Below are 17,083 nucleotides of genomic sequence, written 5' to 3'. Positions count from 1 at the left end.
ATGTAAGCGATGTGTCGGTCGTTCATGGGATTCCTCAGCGGTCCCTCCGTCTTTTCTTCTCTGCCGCGCAGCCGGGCGATAGAGTCTGCGACAGGTCCTATCCGGCCGCCCCCACAGGCGGCGTCACTACCCCGGGGTGTGTGCATGTCACCACTAGTTCCACGCGGTACGGCGGACTCGCCGGTGTGCTCGATCCTCGACATCCCCGGCCCCCGCTGGTTCCAGTCGAGCGACCCCATCTGGCGGGTCCACGGCGACGCGTCCACGCCGATCGGCATCACGACCGGCCTGCTCATGCTGTCCGCCGATCCCGCGTACGCCTCGGTCATGGTGGCGTGCGGTGCGGACGAGAACCCGTGGACGATGGACGACTACCTGCACGACCTGGTGGAGATCTCGACGTTCGGCACCGTCGACGACGCGATGGTGACGATCGAGCACGCGCACCGCGACCGCAGCTCGTTCAACGGCACCACGGAGCACGGGGACTACTACTACGGTTCCGACCCGGCGTTGGTGGAGTGGGCGCAGGCCGCCCTGGCGTGGGCACTGCTCGCGGCGTTCCAGCGGTTCTCGGGTCGGCCGCTCACCCCGGCCGAGTCGGACCGGTACGTGTGCCAGTGGGCGGGCCTGGCCCGGCTGCAGGGCGCGCGGGCCTTCCCCACCACCGTGCGCGAGCTCGAGCAGCTGCTGCGGGGCGCCCGTGGCCGCGCTCGCGCCACTGTCGCCGGGCGTCGCGCCGCCCGTCGGCTGCGGGAGACCGCCCGGGCGTGCCGGGGCGTGTCGGAGAACTCGGTGACCGCGCACCGGTCGTGCACGACGGTGGTCGACGCGGCCGCGAGCCTCGTGCCGTCGGACGTACGTCGGGCGTTGGATCTGCCGCACCGGCCGATGGACCGCAGCGCCGTATTCGGTCGGATCGCCCGCGCGCACGAGGGGCTGACGTCGCCGCGGCTCACCACCCGCGCCCCGATCGCGGCACCGTCGGCGATGCGGGCCCAGACCGCCTGACCCCGCGTCACCAGTGGCCGTTGACGCGGCCCTTGATCCACCCGGCGACCTCCCACACCAGGTGCACGGGCAGCATCGCGCGGTCGACCCGGTCGATGGGCGTCATCCGCACGTCCAGGTCGGTGGCGTTGCGCATCCATGTCCCGGCGCGCAGTGTGTGAGGGCGATTGGTGACGACGAGGACGCGCTCCCACCCGCGGGCCCGCGCGATCGCGTCCACCGTCAGCGCCTCGCCCCAGGTGGTCCGCGGTTCGGGCGAGAAGCACACCACCTCGGCGTCGGCGGGGCGGGCGATGCCCGTGCACAGCCGGCGGGCGACGGTCTCGGAGTTGCCGCCAGGGTTGCTCACCAGCAGGGTGTCGGCGTAGCCGGCCTCGACGAGGTCGCGGGCGTACAGGTGTCGGCCGTCGTCGGCGCCGGCGAGCATGACGACCGCGTCGGCGCGCACCGGCTCGTCGCCGTGGGGCTGGAGGAGGAACGCGCCCCAGGCGGTGAGGGCGAGCGCGGCGACGACCACGGCCGCGCCGACGCCGACCGCGACCCGGCGGAGGGCGCGGCGGCGGGATCGGCGGTGGAGGCGCGGGGTCACCGCGGTGTGGGTGACGACGACGAGGTGTCCCCTCCCCCGGCCCCGGGCCCGGCTCCGAGTGCGGCGCGCAGGCTGTCGTCCCAGTCGGGCAGCGGCGTCAGGCCGGCGGCCGCCCAGGCCCGCCCGGACAGCACCGAGAACGCGGGTCGCGGGGCGGGCCGGGGGAAGTCGGCGGTGGTGCAGGGGCGGACGCGGGCGGGGTCGGCGCCGAGGTAGGCGAACGTGCGGCGCGCGACCTCGTACCAGGTGGCGCGGCCCGCGCCGGCGGCGTGCAGGACGAGGCCGCGGGTGTCGACGGCAGCGGTGTCGATGGTAGGAGTGGCGGCCTCGTGTGTCGCGGTCTCGCCGGCGGCGTGGTGCGTGGCGGCCTCTCGTGTCGTGGCCTCGCGGGCGAGCATCTCGAGGATCGCCGCCGCCAGCGTCGGCGCGTGCGTGGGTGAGCCCCACTGGTCGTCGACCACGCTCACCTGGTCCCGCTCCCGCTCGAGCCGGGCCATGGTCGCCACGAAGTCGCCTCCGGGGATCGCCGACCGCTCCCGCTCCGGCCCGGTGTACAGCCAGGACGTCCGCAGGATCGTCGCCTCGGGGTGGGCGGCCAGGACGGCGTGCTCGCCGGCGAGCTTGGTGCGGCCGTACACGGTGGCCGGGTCGGTGACGTCGGTCGGCTCGAGCGCCGGCGCGGTCGCGGGATCGGGCCGTCCCGCCCCGCCGCTGCCGCGCGGCACCTCGCCGGAGAAGACGTAGTCGGTGCTGACGTGCACCAGCCGCAGACCGCGCTCTCGGCAGGCCTCGGCGAGGATCCTCGACCCCTCCACGTTGACCAGGTGCGCCCCGGACTCGTCGTTCTCCGCGCCGTCGACGTCGGTGTACGCGGCCGCGTTGATCACCACCGCAGGCTGGTGCCGGTCCAGGTACCCGGCCACGGACTCCGCCCGGGTGATGTCCAGCTCGTCGCGACCCGGCGCGAGCACCCCGCCCGGGTGGGCCAGCCGCAGGTGGGTACCCAGCTGTCCGCGCCCGCCGGTCACCAGCACGCGCGGCAGCGCGTCCCGGCGGGCGGCGACGCCCCCGTTGTCCGCGTTCACAGTCTCCGCCCCTTCTCCCGGCGCAGGACATCCAGCAGATACCGGCCGTACCCCGACTTCTGCAGGACGTTCGCGCGATCGGTGAGCTCGTCGTCGTCGATATATCCCATCCGCCACGCCACCTCCTCCGGGCAGCCGATCTTCAGGCCCTGCCGGTCCTCGATCGTGCGGACGTAGTTCCCCGCGTCGAGCAGCGAATCGTGGGTGCCCGTGTCCAGCCAGGCGGTACCCCGCGGCAGCACCTCGACCTGCAGGCGGCCCTGCTCCAGGTAGTGCCGGTTGATGTCGGTGATCTCGTACTCCCCGCGCGCCGACCTGGCCAGCCCGCGCGCCACGTCCACCACGTCGGCGCTATAGAAGTAGAGCCCCGGCACGGCGAAGTCCGACGACGGGTTCTCAGGCTTCTCCTCGAGGCTGATCGCGCGGCCGTCGGCGTCGAAGTCGATCACCCCGTACTGGCTCGGATCGGCCACCCGGTAGGCGAACACCGCGCCGCCGTCGAGGTCGGCGAACCGGCGCAGCTGCGTACCCATGCCGGGGCCGTAGAAGATGTTGTCGCCCAGGATCAACGCGACCGGCTCGTCGCCGATGTGGTCCGCGCCCAGCACGAACGCCTGCGCCAGCCCCTCCGGGGCGGCCTGCTCGACGTAGCTCAGCGTGATCCCGAACTGGCTGCCGTCGCCCAGCAACCGCCGGAACTGCCCCGCGTCCTCGGGCGTGGTGATGACGAGGATGTCGCGGATCCCCGCCAGCATGAGCGTCGACAGCGGGTAGTAGATCATCGGCTTGTCGAACACTGGCACCAGCTGCTTGCTCGTGGCCAGCGTCAGCGGCCGCAGCCGGGTGCCGCTGCCACCGGCCAGGACGATGCCCTTCACCGCGCCATCCCCGCCGTCACAGGACCTTCTCCGTCCGGGCGTACGTCGCTTCGACCCGCTCCTTGACCGGTTCCCACCAGTCGCGGTGGGCGGCGTACCACTCGATGGTCTGCCGCAGGCCCTCGCGGAAGTCCGTGTGCTGCGGCTCCCAGCCCAGCTCGGCGCGGGTCGCGGAGGCGTCGATCGCGTAGCGCAGGTCGTGGCCCGGGCGGTCGGTGACGTGGTCGAACCCCGGGTCACCGCCGATGCCCGAGACGCCCATGAGCTCGCAGATCATCCGCATGACCTCGAGGTTGGAGCGCTCGCCGTCGGCGCCGATGAGGTACGTCCGTCCCGGCTCCCCCGCCTCGAGGATGCGCAGAACCGCGGAGTTGTGGTCATCGACGTGGATCCAGTCCCGCACGTTGGCTCCACTGCCGTAGAGGCGGGGCCGCCGCCCGTCGAGGATGTTGGTGATCTGCCGCGGGATGAACTTCTCCACGTGCTGGTAGGGCCCGTAGTTGTTCGAGCAGTTGCTGATGGTGGCGCGCACCCCGAAGCTGCGGACCCACGCGCGCACCAGCATGTCCGCGCCCGCCTTGGTCGCCGAGTACGGGCTCGACGGGTTGTACGCCGTGGCCGGGGTGAACTTGGCCGGGTCGTCGAGCTCCAGGTCCCCGTAGACCTCGTCCGTCGACACGTGGTGCAGGCGTACGTCGTGACGGCGGCAGGCCTCGAGGATCGTGTACGTGCCCACGATGTTCGAGTGTACGAACGGCCACGGCGTGGCGAGCGAGTTGTCGTTGTGACTCTCCGCCGCAAAGTGCACGACCGCGTCGCGCGGCCCCGTCAACTCGGAGACCAACCGGTCCGTGATCGCGGCGTCCGCACAGTCGGCCTCCACCAGCCGGACCCGGTCGGCGGGGAGCCCGTCCAGATTCGCGCGGTTGGCGGCATACGTCATGGAGTCGAGCACCGTGACGTGGGCCTGCGGGTACTCGCGGACGACGGAGCGGACGAAGTTGGCGCCGATGAACCCGGCTCCCCCGGTGACGACGAGGCGCATGGGCACAACCCTACCGCCCGGCCGGACCGCCGCCCGACGGCTCATCGCCACCCTGCGAGGGCGGGTGCCCTGCCGCCCAGCGACGTTTGGTCTCGCGCGACCTGCGCGACTGCCGCACCGCCACCACCGCCAACGCCACGCCCGCCAGCAACGGCACCCACACCTTGCTGTACTCGAGCAGGAACTCCACCCACCCCGGGACCGAGATCTCCGGCAGGGTGATCGACGGCAGCGTGATGTCCGACCAGGGGATGTCCGGCCACGGAATGCTCGGCAGGGAGAACTCCGGCCACGGAATGTCGATGTCCGGGATGCGCTCGAGGATCCAGTCGAGCACCGGCTCGAGGATGCGACCGATCAGGGGCAGCAGCACGATCATCGCGATCGCCCAGCCCGACCTGCCGATGCCCGCCGCGACCGGGTAGACGGCGCGCTTCCACGGCGTCGACGCGATCGCCTCCAGCCGGGCCTCGGCGGCGGATCCGGGCGGCGGGTCGAAGTGCACGATGTCGCGGCCCTCGCGGAACGTCACCTGGCGGACCGCCGTGTCGAGCATGTTCGTGCGCACCTGGATGCGCGGGCTCGAGATCGGCGGCGCAGTGGTGTGCTCGCCCGGCTTCGGCGGATCCGCGGTGAGTGAGAAGCGTCGGTCGCTGATCTGCCGGGCGCGCGCGACCACCTCGCCGTCGCGCAGGAGGGCGCACCCCGGGGATGCGACGGCCGCTGGGGTGGCACCCTTCTTCGGCGGCTTCCGCTGCGGGTACCCGGGGTCGACGGTGCGGAGTTCCTCCGGCGAGCCCACCGCGAACTCGAGGACCCCGTGCTCGGGATGGTCGAGGCGCCAGATCTCCGGCGCGCCGTCGGTGGCGGGGGCCTCGGGGGCGGGCAGGTCGGGCGCTGGCCGGTTCTCGGTCATCGCGGGCCGGTCCGAGGCGGGCCGGTTCTCGGTCATCGCGGGCTCCTCGGTCGGCGGTCAGCCCCGCACCCTACTCGGCGCGGCGCTGCTCTCCGCAGGCCCCGGCGATTCCGCTCGGCGGCGGATCGGTCGACTCGCCATCGGCGCCTGCCTCGTCGTCGGGAGTCGTGTCGCCGTCGGGAGCCGTGTCGTCGTCGCCACCGGTATCGTCATCGCGCTCGCGTCGGAGCGTGCGGTACTCCGCGACCATCTTCTCGCGGCGGCGGTTCTCCCACTCGCAGGCCCGGGTGTCACGCGGCGTCACCTGGATGACCTCCTCGGCCGCGATGCCGGACCGCAGCTGCCTGACCCTCAGCACCTCTGCGTCGAGACGCACCCCGAAGACCACGGCCATGTTGACCAGCCACAGCCACAGGAGGAAGACGATGACGCCGGCCAGCGAGCCGTACACACGGTTGAAATTGCCGAAGTTGGCGACGAAGAAGCTCAGACCTGCCGTGGCGACGCCCATGATCGCCAACGCGGCCGTGGCCCCCAACGACACCCAGGAGAAGCGGCGCCCGGAGATGTTGGGCGCGAACCGGTAGAGGATCGCCAACGCCAAGATCATTGCGACCACGGCAGCCGGCCACTTGGCCACTCCCCACACGGCCAGCGCCGTGCTCCCGAGCCCGATCCAGCCGCCCACCGTCTCCGCCACCGGTCCACTGAACGCCAGGGCCACCCCGCCGATGGCGACCAGGACGATCAGCAGAGCCGTAAGCGCGAGACCCGCGGGCAGCAGACGCCACGGCGGCCGCCCCTCGTCGATCCCGAACATCGCGTTCATGGCCCTGCCGAGCGCCCGCACGTATCGCGACGCCGACCACAGCGCGACCGCCGTACCCACGAGGAGCGCGGTGCCCGCGGCCGGGGTCGTGACCAACGCCTCGACCGGCTCGCGCACGGGATCGAGCACCTCCGGCGGCGCGACGTCAGAGAGCATGTCCATCACCGCATCGACCGTTCTGGAGCCCTGCCCGAAAACGCCGAGCAATGACACCACCACCAGCACCGCCGGGAACAGCGAGAGGACGCCGTAGTAGGTGAGCGAACCGGCGAGGTCTGGGCCGCGGTCGCGGAGGAACTCAGCAACCGAGCGGACGAGCACCATGCGAACGGTGCGCAGTCCTCTGCGGATGGTGGCAGCGGGCCGGTCCGAAGTGGTCATACCCCGATTGTGGTCGCTGTCGACCCGTCCCGCGCCAGCCTCGCCGCGAACCTGCCCGCCCGGGGTCGGCAGGCCCGAAGCCGGCGGACCCGTGGCCCGATTTCGCCTGCCCGCCCACAGCCGCCCCTCGCGATGGCGTCTCGCGCGCACCGCGGGGTGGGCGAGACGCCATCGGCGGGAGCGGCTGTGGGGATCGCGTACATCCGCACGCGCGAGACGCCATCGAGAGGAGCGGATGCGCGGGCAGCTCCGGGAGCGGGCCGCCATCGGCACGCGCGAGACGCCATGCAGAGGAGCGAGACGCCGGGCGCAGGAGCGGTTGCGCGGGTGGTGGACGAATGCGCTGCGAACGGCTGCGCGAGCGGGCCGAGCGGCAGCGCACCGGACCGACAGGGTCAGTCGCGGTGGCGGGCCTCCTCCGCCTGGGCCTCGCGGCGGACGTCGGCCGCGTCGTCGACGGTCTGCTGGTGCTTCTCGGCCGCCTTGTCGCTCGCCGTGGTGTCGCGCGGCGGGAGCTGGATGGTCTCCTCCGCGTGCATCCCCGCCTGCAGCTCGCGGGCCCGCTCGACCTCGGCGTCGACCTCCGCCCCGAACAGCAGTGCGTTGTTGGTGATCCACAGCCAGAGCAGGAAGATGATGACGCCTGCGAGGGAGCCGTACGTGGCGTTGTAGCTGCTGAAGTTGGTCACGTAGAAGACGAAGCCGCCGGTCGCGACCGCCCACACGATCAGGGCGATGACGGCGCCGATCGAGATCCAGCGGAACTTCGGTTGCTTGACGTTGGGCGCGAACCCGTAGAGCACGGCCAGGATGACGACGACGACGAGGACGAGCACCGGCCACTTGGCGATCCCCCACACGGTCACGGCCGTCTCCCCCAGACCGATCAGATTCCCGGCCCATTCGGCGATCGGTCCGCTCACGACCAGGATGAGCCCGGCGAGACAGACCAGGAGCAGCAGGACCGCGGTCAGCAGGACGGTGACGGGCTTGAGCTTCCAGAAGGGCCGTCCCTCCTCGATCTCGTAGATGCGGTTCATCGCCCGGCCGAACGCGCCGACGTAGCCCGAGGCCGACCACAGCGCACCGGCGAGACCGGTGATGAGGGCGATGCCGGCGGCCGGGGTGTTGACGACCGACTCGATCGGCCCGCGCAGCGCGGCGAGGGTCTCCTCGGGGGCGGCGCCTTCGAGGAGTTCCATCACCGCGTCCACCGTGGCCTGGCCCTGCCCGAACACGCCGAGCAGCGAGACCACCGCGAGCAGGGCGGGGAACAAGGACAGCACCGCGAAGTACGTCAGGCCCGCGGCGAGATCGGTGCACTTGTCCCTGGAGAACTCGGAGAGGGCGCGCTTGATGCCGATCTTCCACGCGCTGCCCTTCAGCGAGGTGGGCGACTCGGGCTTGCCGTGATCGGGGTCGGCATCCGGGTCGGGCTTATCGGTGATGTCGCGGCTCGTCGTACTCATACCTTCAGATTTTCGCATCACCGGGCCCCTTCCGCATCCGCGCCGCGGCCCGCATCCGCCGCGCGGCCCGCATCCCTGCCGCGGCCGGCATCAGAGCGCACGCCCGTGTCCGTGCGCCCGCGCCCGCGGAGGGATACCGTGGGCTCCCCTGAGATGTGGCGTTCGGACTCGCCTGAGCTAACCTGTTCGATGTCACGTCACCAAAGTGGTGTACGAACGCACACGCGACAACGATCAAAGGAGAAACCGATGAGCCTGTCAAACGCGATCCTCCGCGGCGTCACCGGCGCTTTCGTCCTCAACTCCGGCCTGAGCAAGCGCGGTATGCCGACCGAGGCCGCGCAGGGCCTGCAGGGCTTCGCCGCCACGGGCGTTCCCGCCGTGAACCAGATGGATCCGGACACCTTCGGCAAGTTCGTCGCCTACTCGGAGATCGGCATCGGCGCCGCCCTGCTCACCCCGGTGGTGCCCCGCCGGATCGCCGGCGCGGCCCTCGGCGTCTTCTCGGCGGGCCTGCTGGCGATGTACTTCCGCAACCCGGACATGACCGAGTCCGACGGCATCCGCCCCAGCCAGGAGGGCATGTCGCTGGCCAAGGACGCGTTCATGGCCGCCATCGCCGGCGCGCTGGTCGTCGACAACTCCTGAACTCCGGGCCGGCGGGCGAGGAGATGAGCGCCTGCCGGAAAGCCGAGTAGACGGCCCGGCCCCGCACCCGCGGGCCGGGCCGCCGCTCGTTCCGCCGCACCGGGCCGTCGCCGTCCCGCGACCGCGCGCCGACGCGGTCCGGATGCGACGCCCGCGCGTGTATCCGACCATGGGGCGATGACGCAGAACCCGGAGCCAGATTCCCCGGCCCGCCGGATGCGGATCGTCGTCACCGGCGCGAGCGGCAACGTGGGCACCCCGCTGCTGCGGAGGCTGCTCGCCGACGGCCACGACGTGGTGGGCCTGTGTCGCCGCATCCCACCCGCCACCCCTCCCTACAGCGGCGCGTCGTGGCATCGCATCGACCTCTCGTACGCGAGCGCCCACGACCTGGTGGAGATCTTCCGCGGCGCCGACGCGGTCATCCACCTCGCCTGGGGCTTCCAGCCCACCCGCGACGTGGACCACCATCACCGGCTGGGCGTCGGCGGGACCGCCGCGGTCGTGGAGGCGTGCCGACTGGCGGGCGTGCCGCACCTGGTGCACCAGTCCTCGGTGGGCGCCTACGCCCCTGTCTCCGACGGCGGACCCGGAGTCTCGGTCGAGCGGCGGGTCAGCGAGGACGCCGAACTCGGCGGGGTGCCCACCGCCGCCTACAACCGGCACAAGACGGCCGCGGAGCAGCTCCTCGACCGGCACGAGAGCAAGCATCCCGGCGCGCCGACGATCGCCCGGATGCGGCCGGCATTCATCGTCCACGCCGAGGCCGCCTCGGGTCTGTTCCGCTACTTCACCCCGGCGCTCACGCCAGCGCGATTGCTCCGGGCGCTACCGATCCTGCCGGTGGACCGCCGGCTCACGGTCCCGCTCCTCCACGGCGACGACATGGCCTCGGCACTGGCGGCCGCCGCGACGTCCGGCGCGCAGGGCGCGTTCAACATCGCCGCCGAACCGCCCATCACCCGCGACATGCTCGCCCGCGAACTCGGCGCGCGGCCGGTGCACCTGCCCTACCGCGTGCTGCGTCAGCTCGTCCACATCAGCTGGCTGCTGCGCCTCCAGCCGGTCAGCATCGGCTGGGTCGATCTGGCGTTCGGCGCCCCGCTCATGCACACCACCCGCGCCCGCGCGGAGCTCGGCTGGCGCCCCACGGTCGCGGCGGACGAGGCGCTGCGCGAGGCGATCGACGCGATCGTCGCGGGCCGGGCCGGAACGTCACCACCGCTGCGCAAGCGGACACTGCTTGACGCGCTGGCGGGACTGCGCCGGGGCGGCGCGGTCGACGTCCGGCGACTGCCGTAACCAGCGCGCTCGGCGAGCCTGGGCGCCCTCTGGCCGGTCCGGGCCAGGCCCCCTCGAGCCGACGCGCGACGGGGCCGGTAGATCAGGCCGGGTCGGTGTCGGCGATCGCACCGAGGATCGCGTCGGCGAGGTCGGCGCGGCACACGACGAGGTCCGGCAGGTAGGTTTCCGCGACGTTGTACTCGAGCGGGGAGCCGTCGATCCGCACGGCGACGAACCCACGGGCCAACGCCACGCCGGCCGGCGCCGCGGAGTCCCACTGGTACTGCCCGCCGGCGTGGATGTAGGCGTCCGCCTCGCCGCGGACGACGGCCGCCGTCTTGGCGCCGGCCGAGCCCAACGGCACCAGGTCCCCGTCCACCGCGCCGGCCACGGCACGGGCGAACGCGGGCGGGCGGGAGGCCGAGAGGACGATCCGCGGCCGTGAGCCCACGCGGGGCGGGAGGAGGCCTCCCCCGTCGACCCCGCCGTTGCCCACGGGTGCGGCGTAGATCTCGTCGTCGTCGACCCCACACACCACCCCGAGCGCCGGTAACCCGACCGCGGCTGCGGTGAGTCGTGATGTCGCAGGGTCGCCGTCGCGCTCCCACAGCGCCACGTGCACGGCCCAGTCGGGGCGGTCGCCGAGCCCGTACTCGCGGGTGCCGTCGACGGGGTCGATGATCCACACGCGGTCGGCGTCCACGCGGGAGAGATCGTCCTTGGACTCCTCGGACAGGACGGCGTCGTCCGGACGTGCGTCGGCGAGCCGCTCGAGCAGGAGGTCGTTGGCCCGGCGGTCGCCGATGTCGCCGAGCGTACGCCCGGTGGGCCCGGAGGACCGCAGTTCCACCAGCAGACGGCCGGCGTCCGTGGCGAGGTCGACGGCGAGCTGCTGGTCCGGGGTGCGCGTGGCGGAGATCATGGCCTCCAGCCTAGGAGGATCACCGCCAGCGCGACCGGAGTCCCCTGCGCCGACCGTGTCCGTACTCGCGCGCGACGCGGGCGGGCTGATCCGGACAACGATGCGCATCGGCCGCCACCCGCGCCGCTCCCCGTGACGGCAACGTGCCGCTCCGGGCCCCGCAGCGCTGGCAACCCCACACGGCCCCGTCCGCGGTCTCCTCGACAAAGCACGCGCGCTCTCCGACCTCGTTCATGGGCTCCTCGAGCATGGCGCCGGTCCCCTTTGCCGGCGCGGTCCACCTATATTGTCACAAATCTCTTATAGCGGAAAGTGGTGTCGCGCAATCGTGCGAGACGCCGGAGACGGCCGCGCCGGAGGGGTAGACAGATCGGTCTAGACAAGGCTGCACCTTTATGTCTACTGTCTTACTCGACTTAATGAACCCACTACCTCCAAGGGGTGCCCATGAAGACTCTCATCGTGCTCGGCGTGGTCGGCGCCATCGCCCAACTCATCGACGGCTCCCTTGGCATGGCCTACGGCGTCACCTCCACGACGCTGCTGGTCGCGGCCGGTATCGCACCGGCGGCCGCGTCGGCGTCCGTGCACTTCGCCGAGATCGGCACCACCCTCGCCTCGGGCTTCTCCCACCACAAACTCGGCAACGTGGACTGGCGGATCGTGCGCATCCTCGCCGTCCCGGGCGCGATCGGCGCGTTCGCCGGCGCCACCATCCTCAGCAACCTCCCGGCCGACGTGGCCAAGCCGGTCGTGGGCGTCATCCTTCTCGCGCTGGGCCTCTACGTCCTGTACCGCTTCCTCGCGCTCGGCGGCCGGCGCCCCGAGTTCAAGGGCCGCGTCCGCACGGCCTTCCTCGTCCCGCTCGGCCTCGTGGGCGGGACGCTCGACTCGCTCGGCGGCGGCGGATGGGGTCCCGTCGGCACGACCTCGTTGCTGTCGTCGGGCCGGGTCGAACCCCGCAAGGTCGTGGGCTCGATCGACACCTCGGAGTTCGTGGTGGCCGTGGGCGGCTCGCTCGGCTTCCTCCTCGGCCTGGGCGCCGCCGGGATCGACTGGGGTTACGCGCTGGCGTTGCTCATCGGCGGCGTGATCGTCGCGCCGTTCGCCGCGTGGCTGGTCAAGCACCTGCCCGCGCGCGTGCTCGGCACCGCGGCCGGCGGCCTCATCGTGGTGACCAATGTGCGCACCCTGCTGCTCTGGGCCGAGGTGCCGTCCGCGGCCACCAACCCGATCCTCCTCGCCCTGGTCGCCGTCTGGTTCGGACTGATCGCGTGGGCCGTTCTCGCCGAGAGGAGAAGCCGGGGCGACGACGACGAGCTCAGCACCTCCGGACGGCCCGCCCCGTCCGCGAGCGCGGGACCGGCCACGGTCCACAGTTGAAATGTGAGCGCGGGGAACGACTGTCCGCTGGCGTACAGTCTTGGCTACTTGTCCAACTGGACGTCCGCCCAGTTTCAAGGCGCTGGACCTGGCCACTCCCCCACTCGCGATGGCAGCGGCTCTGGGAGACTGTGTCCCATGAGGGTCACCGCCAAGTCCGACTACGCGTTGCGTGCGCTCGTCGAACTCGCGGCGGCCCGCAGCGACGACCCCGCCCGCGACCCGAGGGACAGCCCGGTCAGCGCGGAGGAACTGGGGCGGCTACAGGACATCCCGCACGGCTTCCTCCAGGCGATCCTCTCGGACCTGCGTCGCGCGGGCCTGGTCGCCAGCCGTCGCGGCAAGACCGGTGGGTGGTTCCTCGGCCGGGACGCCGGCGAGATCACGGTCGCCGACGTGATGCGGGCCGTCGACGGGCCACTGGTCAGCGTTTACGACGTCCGGCCCGAGGCGGTGGTCTACAACGAGCGCGCGGCGGTCCTGCAGCACGTGTGGATCGCGTCGCGGGCGGCGCTGCGCCGGGTGATGGACGCGGTGACGATCGCCGACCTGGCCGCCGGGCACCTGCCGGGAGAGGTTCACGAGCTGACCCTCGACACCGACGCCTGGGAACCCCGCTAGTCGCGCCAGCCCCTGCACGCCCACAACGCAGCCGCTCCTGGCCATGGCGTCTCGCCCACCCCGCGGTGCGCGCGAGACGCCATGGCCAGGAGCGGCTGCGTGAGCGGCCCGGCTCAGGCGTGAGTCGACGCCCCGGGCCGCTGCACCGCCGGCCGGTCGAGGTGCACCGAGAACCGGCGTACGAGCGCCTTCCAGACCAACGGGCCGCCCACGACCAGCACCAGCGTGATGATTCCGATCAACAACGGCGAGGCGCCGAGCATGGCCGAGGCCGTCACGGCGAGCACGATCGTGATGCCGCGGCGGATGAGCCCACCCGGCACGCGCCCGGCGAACCTGGAGCCGAAGAACGTGCCGATCGCCCCGCCGATGAGCAGCGGCACGAGCAGGTTCCAGTCGACGCCGGTCACCATGACGTGCCCGATCGCGGCCGCGATGACCAGCGGGACCGCCTGCACGAGGTCGGTACCCACCAGCCGCAGCGCGGCGAGCGTCGGGTAGAGCAGCATGATGCACATCATGATGACGGTGCCCGAGCCCACCGAGGTGATGCCCACCATCAGTCCGCCGATCACACCGACGAGCAGCGTGAGCACCGGCTTGACCGGCGGGTCGGGATCGTCACCGGTGCGGATGCGCCCGGACATCTCGAAGAACGCCCGCAGGAAGTACGCCGTCGACGCCACGATGAGGGTCGCGCCGATGGCCTTCTTGAGCATCCCCTGCACGTCCTCGGCACCGATCGCGTGCACGAGCCACGCGCCGAGGTACGCCGTCGGCACCGAGCCGATGATCAGCCAGAGGGCGATCTTGAGATTGGGTTTACCGTGCCTCCAGTGCACGCCCGCGCCCACGACCTTGTTGACCGCGTTGACAACCAGGTCGTTGGCGACGGCCGCCGTCGGTGGGATGCCCACGAGGATGAGCGCCGGCGTCATGAGTGCGCCGCCGCCCATCCCCGTCAGCCGATCACCACGCCGATGACGGCGCTGACGACCAGCAGGCCGAGCGAGTCGTAGGTCCACAGGGCCTCGGGCACCGGCTCAGATTCCCAGGATGGAGCTGAGGATCCGCTGCGCGACCTCTTCTGCGGTGCCGTCCTCGGGACGGATGTGCAGGTCCGGGGTCAGCGGCGGCTCGTACGGCGCGGAGACGCCGGTGAACTCGGCGATTTCGCCCGCGCGCGCCTTGGCGTAGAGGCCCTTGGGGTCGCGGGCCTCGCACTCGGCCAGCGGGGTGTCCACGAACACCTCGGTGAACGGCAGGCCGGCCTTGGCGTGGACCTGGCGCGCCGCGTCCCGGTCGGCGCGCATGGGCGAGATGAGGGAACAGATGACGACGACGCCGGCATCGGCGAACAGCGCCGCCACCTCGGCGGTGCGGCGGATGTTCTCCGCCCGGTCCTCGGCCGAGAACCCGAGGTCGACGTTGAGGCCGTGGCGCAGGTTGTCGCCGTCGAGGATGTACGCCGGATGACCGGACTCGATGAGCAGACGCTCGACCTCGGAGGCGATGGTCGACTTGCCCGAACCCGACAGGCCCGTCAGCCACAGGGTGCGGCCCTGCCCGCGGTCGCCGCGCTGGACGGCCCCGGCGTGCCAGACGACGTTGGAACCGGTGGTGGCGGGCCCGATGATCATGCCAGCACCCACCGTGTTCCCGGTGATCTCGTCCACGAGGATGAACGCGCCCGTGTCGCGGTTGCGACGGTAGGGGTCGTACATCAGCGGCGTCTGCGTGCGCAGGCCGATTCGCCCGATCTCGTTGAGCTGGAGCTCGGTGGAGTCGGGGTCGCGGTGCAGCGTGTTGACGTCGAGCCGGTACTCCATCCCCGTCACGATCGCCTTGGTCTCGCGCGTCGTGTGCTTGACGATGTAGCGCTTGTTGGTCTCGAGGGTGGTGTCGTCGGCGAACCAGCAGACCATGGCCTCGAGCTCGGTGCCCTGGTGCGGCCGGTTACCGGGCCGGGCGATCATCTCGCCGCGGACGATGTCGATCTCGTCGTTCAGCGCGATCGTCACCGCTGCGGGGGCCGCGGCCTCGTCCAGCTCCGCCCCGCCCGGGCCCCAGATCGCCTTGACCGTGGACTGCCGCCCGGACGGCATGACCACCACGTCGTCGTCGACCTTGATGATCCCACCCGCGACGGTTCCGGCGAAGGACCGGTGATCCAAGCCGTCGGCGCGCTGGGGGCGGATCACGTACTGCACGGGGAACCGGACGTCGGTGAGGTTCCGGTCCGAGGCGATGTGCACGTTCTCGAGATGGTCGAGCAACGCCGGGCCCGTGTACCAGGGCATGGCGTCCGAGCGGTCCACCACATTGTCGCCCCTGAGCGCCGAGAGCGGCACGAAGGTGACGTCGTGGACCTCGAGCTTGGCGGCGAAGTCGGTGAACTCGGTGCGGATGGCCTCGAAGGTGGCCTCGTCGTAGTCCACCAGGTCCATCTTGTTCACGGCCACGACCAGGCGCGGAATGCCCAGGAGTGCGGACAGGAACGCGTGGCGGCGGGTCTGCTCGAGCACACCCTTGCGGGCGTCGACGAGGATGATCGCCACGTCGGCCGTCGAGGCACCGGTGACCATGTTGCGCGTGTACTGCACGTGGCCCGGGGTGTCCGCGATGATGAACTTGCGCCGCGGGGTAGAGAAGTAGCGGTAGGCGACGTCGATCGTGATGCCCTGCTCGCGCTCGGACCGCAGCCCGTCGGTGAGCAGCGCGAGGTCGGTGTACTCGTCGCCGCGCTTGGCCGAGGTGGCCTCGATGGAGGCGAGCTGGTCCTCGAAGATGCCCTTGGAGTCGAACAGCAGCCGGCCGATGAGCGTCGACTTGCCGTCGTCGACGGAGCCGGCGGTGGCGATGCGCAGCAGCTGCGCGTGCTCGGCCATGGTCTGCAGCTGCTCGGCGGCGCTCTCGGCGGCGGCCGGCGCGGTGTCCGTGGTGGGGGTGCTCATCAGAAGTAGCCCTCCTTCTTGCGGTCTTCCATGCCGGCCTCGGAGATCCGGTCATCGGCGCGGGTGGCGCCGCGTTCGGTGACGCGGGTGCCCGCGACCTCGGCGACGACGGCGGCGTTGTCGGCGGCGTCGGACTCGACGCAGCCCGTGCAGGTGGCGTCGCCGACGGTGCGGAAACGCACGAGCTCAGTGCGCGCCTCCTCGTGCGGCAGCGTCTCCAGGAAGCGGGTCTTGGCGAGGAGCATGCCGTCGCGCTCGATGACCTCGCGCTCGTGGGCGTAGTAGATCGGCGGCAGGTCGATGTCCTCGCGCTCGATGTACTGCCAGATGTCCAGCTCGGTCCAGTTGGACAGCGGGAACACGCGGATGTGCTCGCCCTTGCGGTGCTTGCCGTTGTACAGCTTCCACAGCTCGGGCCGCTGGGCGCGCGGGTCCCAGGCGCCGAACGCGTCGCGAAAGGAGAAGACGCGCTCCTTGGCGCGGGCCTTCTCCTCGTCGCGGCGGGCGCCACCGAAGACGGCGTCGAATCGGTTCTCCTGGATCCCGCGCAGCAGGGCGGTGGTCTGGAGGCGGTTGCGGCTCGCGCCGACCCCCGTGTCCTCGACCACGCGGCCGGCGTCGATGTCGTCCTGGACGTGGGAGACGAGCAGCTGGACACCGGTCTCCTCGACCACGCGGTCGCGGTAGTCGATGACCTCGTCGAAGTTGTGGCCGGTGTCGACGTGCATGAGCGGGAACGGCATCGGCGCGGGCCAGAAGGCCTTGCGGGCGAGGTGGAACATCACCACCGAGTCCTTGCCGCCGGAGAACAGCATCCCCGGGCGTTCGAACTGTGCGGCTACCTCGCGGAAGATGTGGACGGACTCCGCCTCGAGCGCGTCGAGATGCGAGAGCGTCACCGCCGACCTCGTCGTCATGCGACCTCCAGTGTCGTGGGCTGGCCGGCGGACCGGACAGCACGGCAGACCGATCTGTCTACCTTCGGGCGTCCGGACCATCCTGCGCCCGCCCCGCCCGGTTTTCCATCTCGCCGAGGGCAATCACCCCCGCCCCGTCGAAACTCCGACA

16 protein-coding genes are annotated in these 17,083 nt (G+C 71.6%); 5 read left to right on the top strand and 11 right to left on the bottom strand.

Annotation, left to right across the window (positions count from 1 at the left end; all coding sequences use genetic code 11):
• The first annotated feature begins 144 nt into the window (after positions 1-144).
• Positions 145-1,011: an oxygenase MpaB family protein gene (locus DPA01S_RS08725; protein ID WP_232303081.1), complete on the top strand. Its 867-nt coding sequence runs from the start codon at positions 145-147 to the stop codon at positions 1,009-1,011.
• Positions 1,012-1,018: 7 nt separating this feature from the next.
• Here DPA01S_RS08725 and DPA01S_RS08720 read toward each other — a convergent pair whose 3' ends face one another.
• From DPA01S_RS08720 to DPA01S_RS08690, 7 genes are all read right to left on the bottom strand, one after another.
• Positions 1,019-1,600: a YdcF family protein gene (locus DPA01S_RS08720; RefSeq protein WP_061229355.1), complete on the bottom strand. Its 582-nt coding sequence runs from the start codon at positions 1,598-1,600 to the stop codon at positions 1,019-1,021.
• The gene (locus DPA01S_RS08715; RefSeq protein ID WP_061229354.1) at positions 1,597-2,685 is read right to left on the bottom strand and encodes an SDR family oxidoreductase; all 1,089 of its coding nucleotides are present in this window, start codon (positions 2,683-2,685) and stop codon (positions 1,597-1,599) included. The genes DPA01S_RS08720 and DPA01S_RS08715 overlap by 4 nt, the downstream gene beginning before the upstream one ends.
• A complete protein-coding gene (gene rfbA, locus DPA01S_RS08710; RefSeq protein ID WP_061229353.1) occupies positions 2,682-3,563 on the bottom strand; it encodes a glucose-1-phosphate thymidylyltransferase RfbA in 882 nt (293 codons plus the stop codon). The genes DPA01S_RS08715 and rfbA overlap by 4 nt, the downstream gene beginning before the upstream one ends.
• Before the next feature lie 16 nt (positions 3,564-3,579).
• Positions 3,580-4,608 (bottom strand): dTDP-glucose 4,6-dehydratase, encoded by a 1,029-nt coding sequence (gene rfbB, locus DPA01S_RS08705; protein WP_061229352.1) that lies wholly within the window; start codon positions 4,606-4,608, stop codon positions 3,580-3,582.
• A 10-nt stretch (positions 4,609-4,618) separates the two neighbouring features.
• Positions 4,619-5,560 carry a hypothetical protein gene (locus tag DPA01S_RS08700; RefSeq protein WP_061915511.1) on the bottom strand — a complete coding sequence of 314 codons (942 nt, stop codon included), beginning with the start codon at positions 5,558-5,560 and terminating at the stop codon, positions 4,619-4,621.
• A 34-nt stretch (positions 5,561-5,594) separates the two neighbouring features.
• Positions 5,595-6,734 (bottom strand): YihY/virulence factor BrkB family protein, encoded by a 1,140-nt coding sequence (locus DPA01S_RS08695; protein ID WP_084374729.1) that lies wholly within the window; start codon positions 6,732-6,734, stop codon positions 5,595-5,597.
• Positions 6,735-7,129: 395 nt separating this feature from the next.
• The gene (locus DPA01S_RS08690; protein WP_061229350.1) at positions 7,130-8,203 is read right to left on the bottom strand and encodes a YihY/virulence factor BrkB family protein; all 1,074 of its coding nucleotides are present in this window, start codon (positions 8,201-8,203) and stop codon (positions 7,130-7,132) included.
• A 249-nt stretch (positions 8,204-8,452) separates the two neighbouring features.
• Between DPA01S_RS08690 and DPA01S_RS08685 the strand changes: the two genes are divergently transcribed.
• Positions 8,453-8,851, top strand: coding sequence for a hypothetical protein (locus tag DPA01S_RS08685; protein ID WP_007627121.1), 399 nt, complete (start codon positions 8,453-8,455; stop codon positions 8,849-8,851).
• 177 nt (positions 8,852-9,028) lie between these two features.
• Positions 9,029-10,153: an NAD-dependent epimerase/dehydratase family protein gene (locus tag DPA01S_RS08680; protein WP_232303080.1), complete on the top strand. Its 1,125-nt coding sequence runs from the start codon at positions 9,029-9,031 to the stop codon at positions 10,151-10,153.
• 82 nt (positions 10,154-10,235) lie between these two features.
• On the opposite strand, the gene DPA01S_RS08675 is transcribed toward DPA01S_RS08680, so the two are convergent.
• A complete protein-coding gene (locus DPA01S_RS08675; RefSeq protein WP_061915504.1) occupies positions 10,236-11,057 on the bottom strand; it encodes a 3'(2'),5'-bisphosphate nucleotidase CysQ in 822 nt (273 codons plus the stop codon).
• A 447-nt stretch (positions 11,058-11,504) separates the two neighbouring features.
• Here DPA01S_RS08675 and DPA01S_RS08670 point away from each other — a divergent pair, with 447 nt between their 5' ends.
• Together DPA01S_RS08670 and DPA01S_RS08665 are read left to right on the top strand one after the other, a co-directional pair.
• Positions 11,505-12,440 carry a sulfite exporter TauE/SafE family protein gene (locus DPA01S_RS08670; RefSeq protein WP_061915501.1) on the top strand — a complete coding sequence of 312 codons (936 nt, stop codon included), beginning with the start codon at positions 11,505-11,507 and terminating at the stop codon, positions 12,438-12,440.
• Between the two features lie 138 nt (positions 12,441-12,578).
• Entirely contained in the window at positions 12,579-13,061 is a 483-nt protein-coding gene (locus DPA01S_RS08665; RefSeq protein WP_061229346.1) for an RrF2 family transcriptional regulator, read from the top strand.
• Positions 13,062-13,174: 113 nt separating this feature from the next.
• Here DPA01S_RS08665 and DPA01S_RS08660 read toward each other — a convergent pair whose 3' ends face one another.
• The 3 genes from DPA01S_RS08660 to cysD form a co-directional block, all read right to left on the bottom strand.
• A complete protein-coding gene (locus DPA01S_RS08660; RefSeq protein ID WP_232303079.1) occupies positions 13,175-13,999 on the bottom strand; it encodes a sulfite exporter TauE/SafE family protein in 825 nt (274 codons plus the stop codon).
• 105 nt (positions 14,000-14,104) lie between these two features.
• A complete protein-coding gene (gene cysN / locus DPA01S_RS08655; protein WP_082767766.1) occupies positions 14,105-16,015 on the bottom strand; it encodes a sulfate adenylyltransferase subunit CysN in 1,911 nt (636 codons plus the stop codon).
• A complete protein-coding gene (gene cysD, locus DPA01S_RS08650) occupies positions 16,015-16,932 on the bottom strand; it encodes a sulfate adenylyltransferase subunit CysD (protein WP_061229344.1) in 918 nt (305 codons plus the stop codon). The genes cysN and cysD overlap by 1 nt, the downstream gene beginning before the upstream one ends.
• Positions 16,933-17,083 lie beyond the last annotated feature (151 nt).

The sequence above is a fragment of the Dietzia papillomatosis NBRC 105045 genome (assembly GCF_001570845.1).
In the GTDB taxonomy this organism is placed as follows: domain Bacteria; phylum Actinomycetota; class Actinomycetes; order Mycobacteriales; family Mycobacteriaceae; genus Dietzia; species Dietzia cinnamea.
This window is presented reverse-complemented; position numbering and strand designations above follow the sequence as displayed.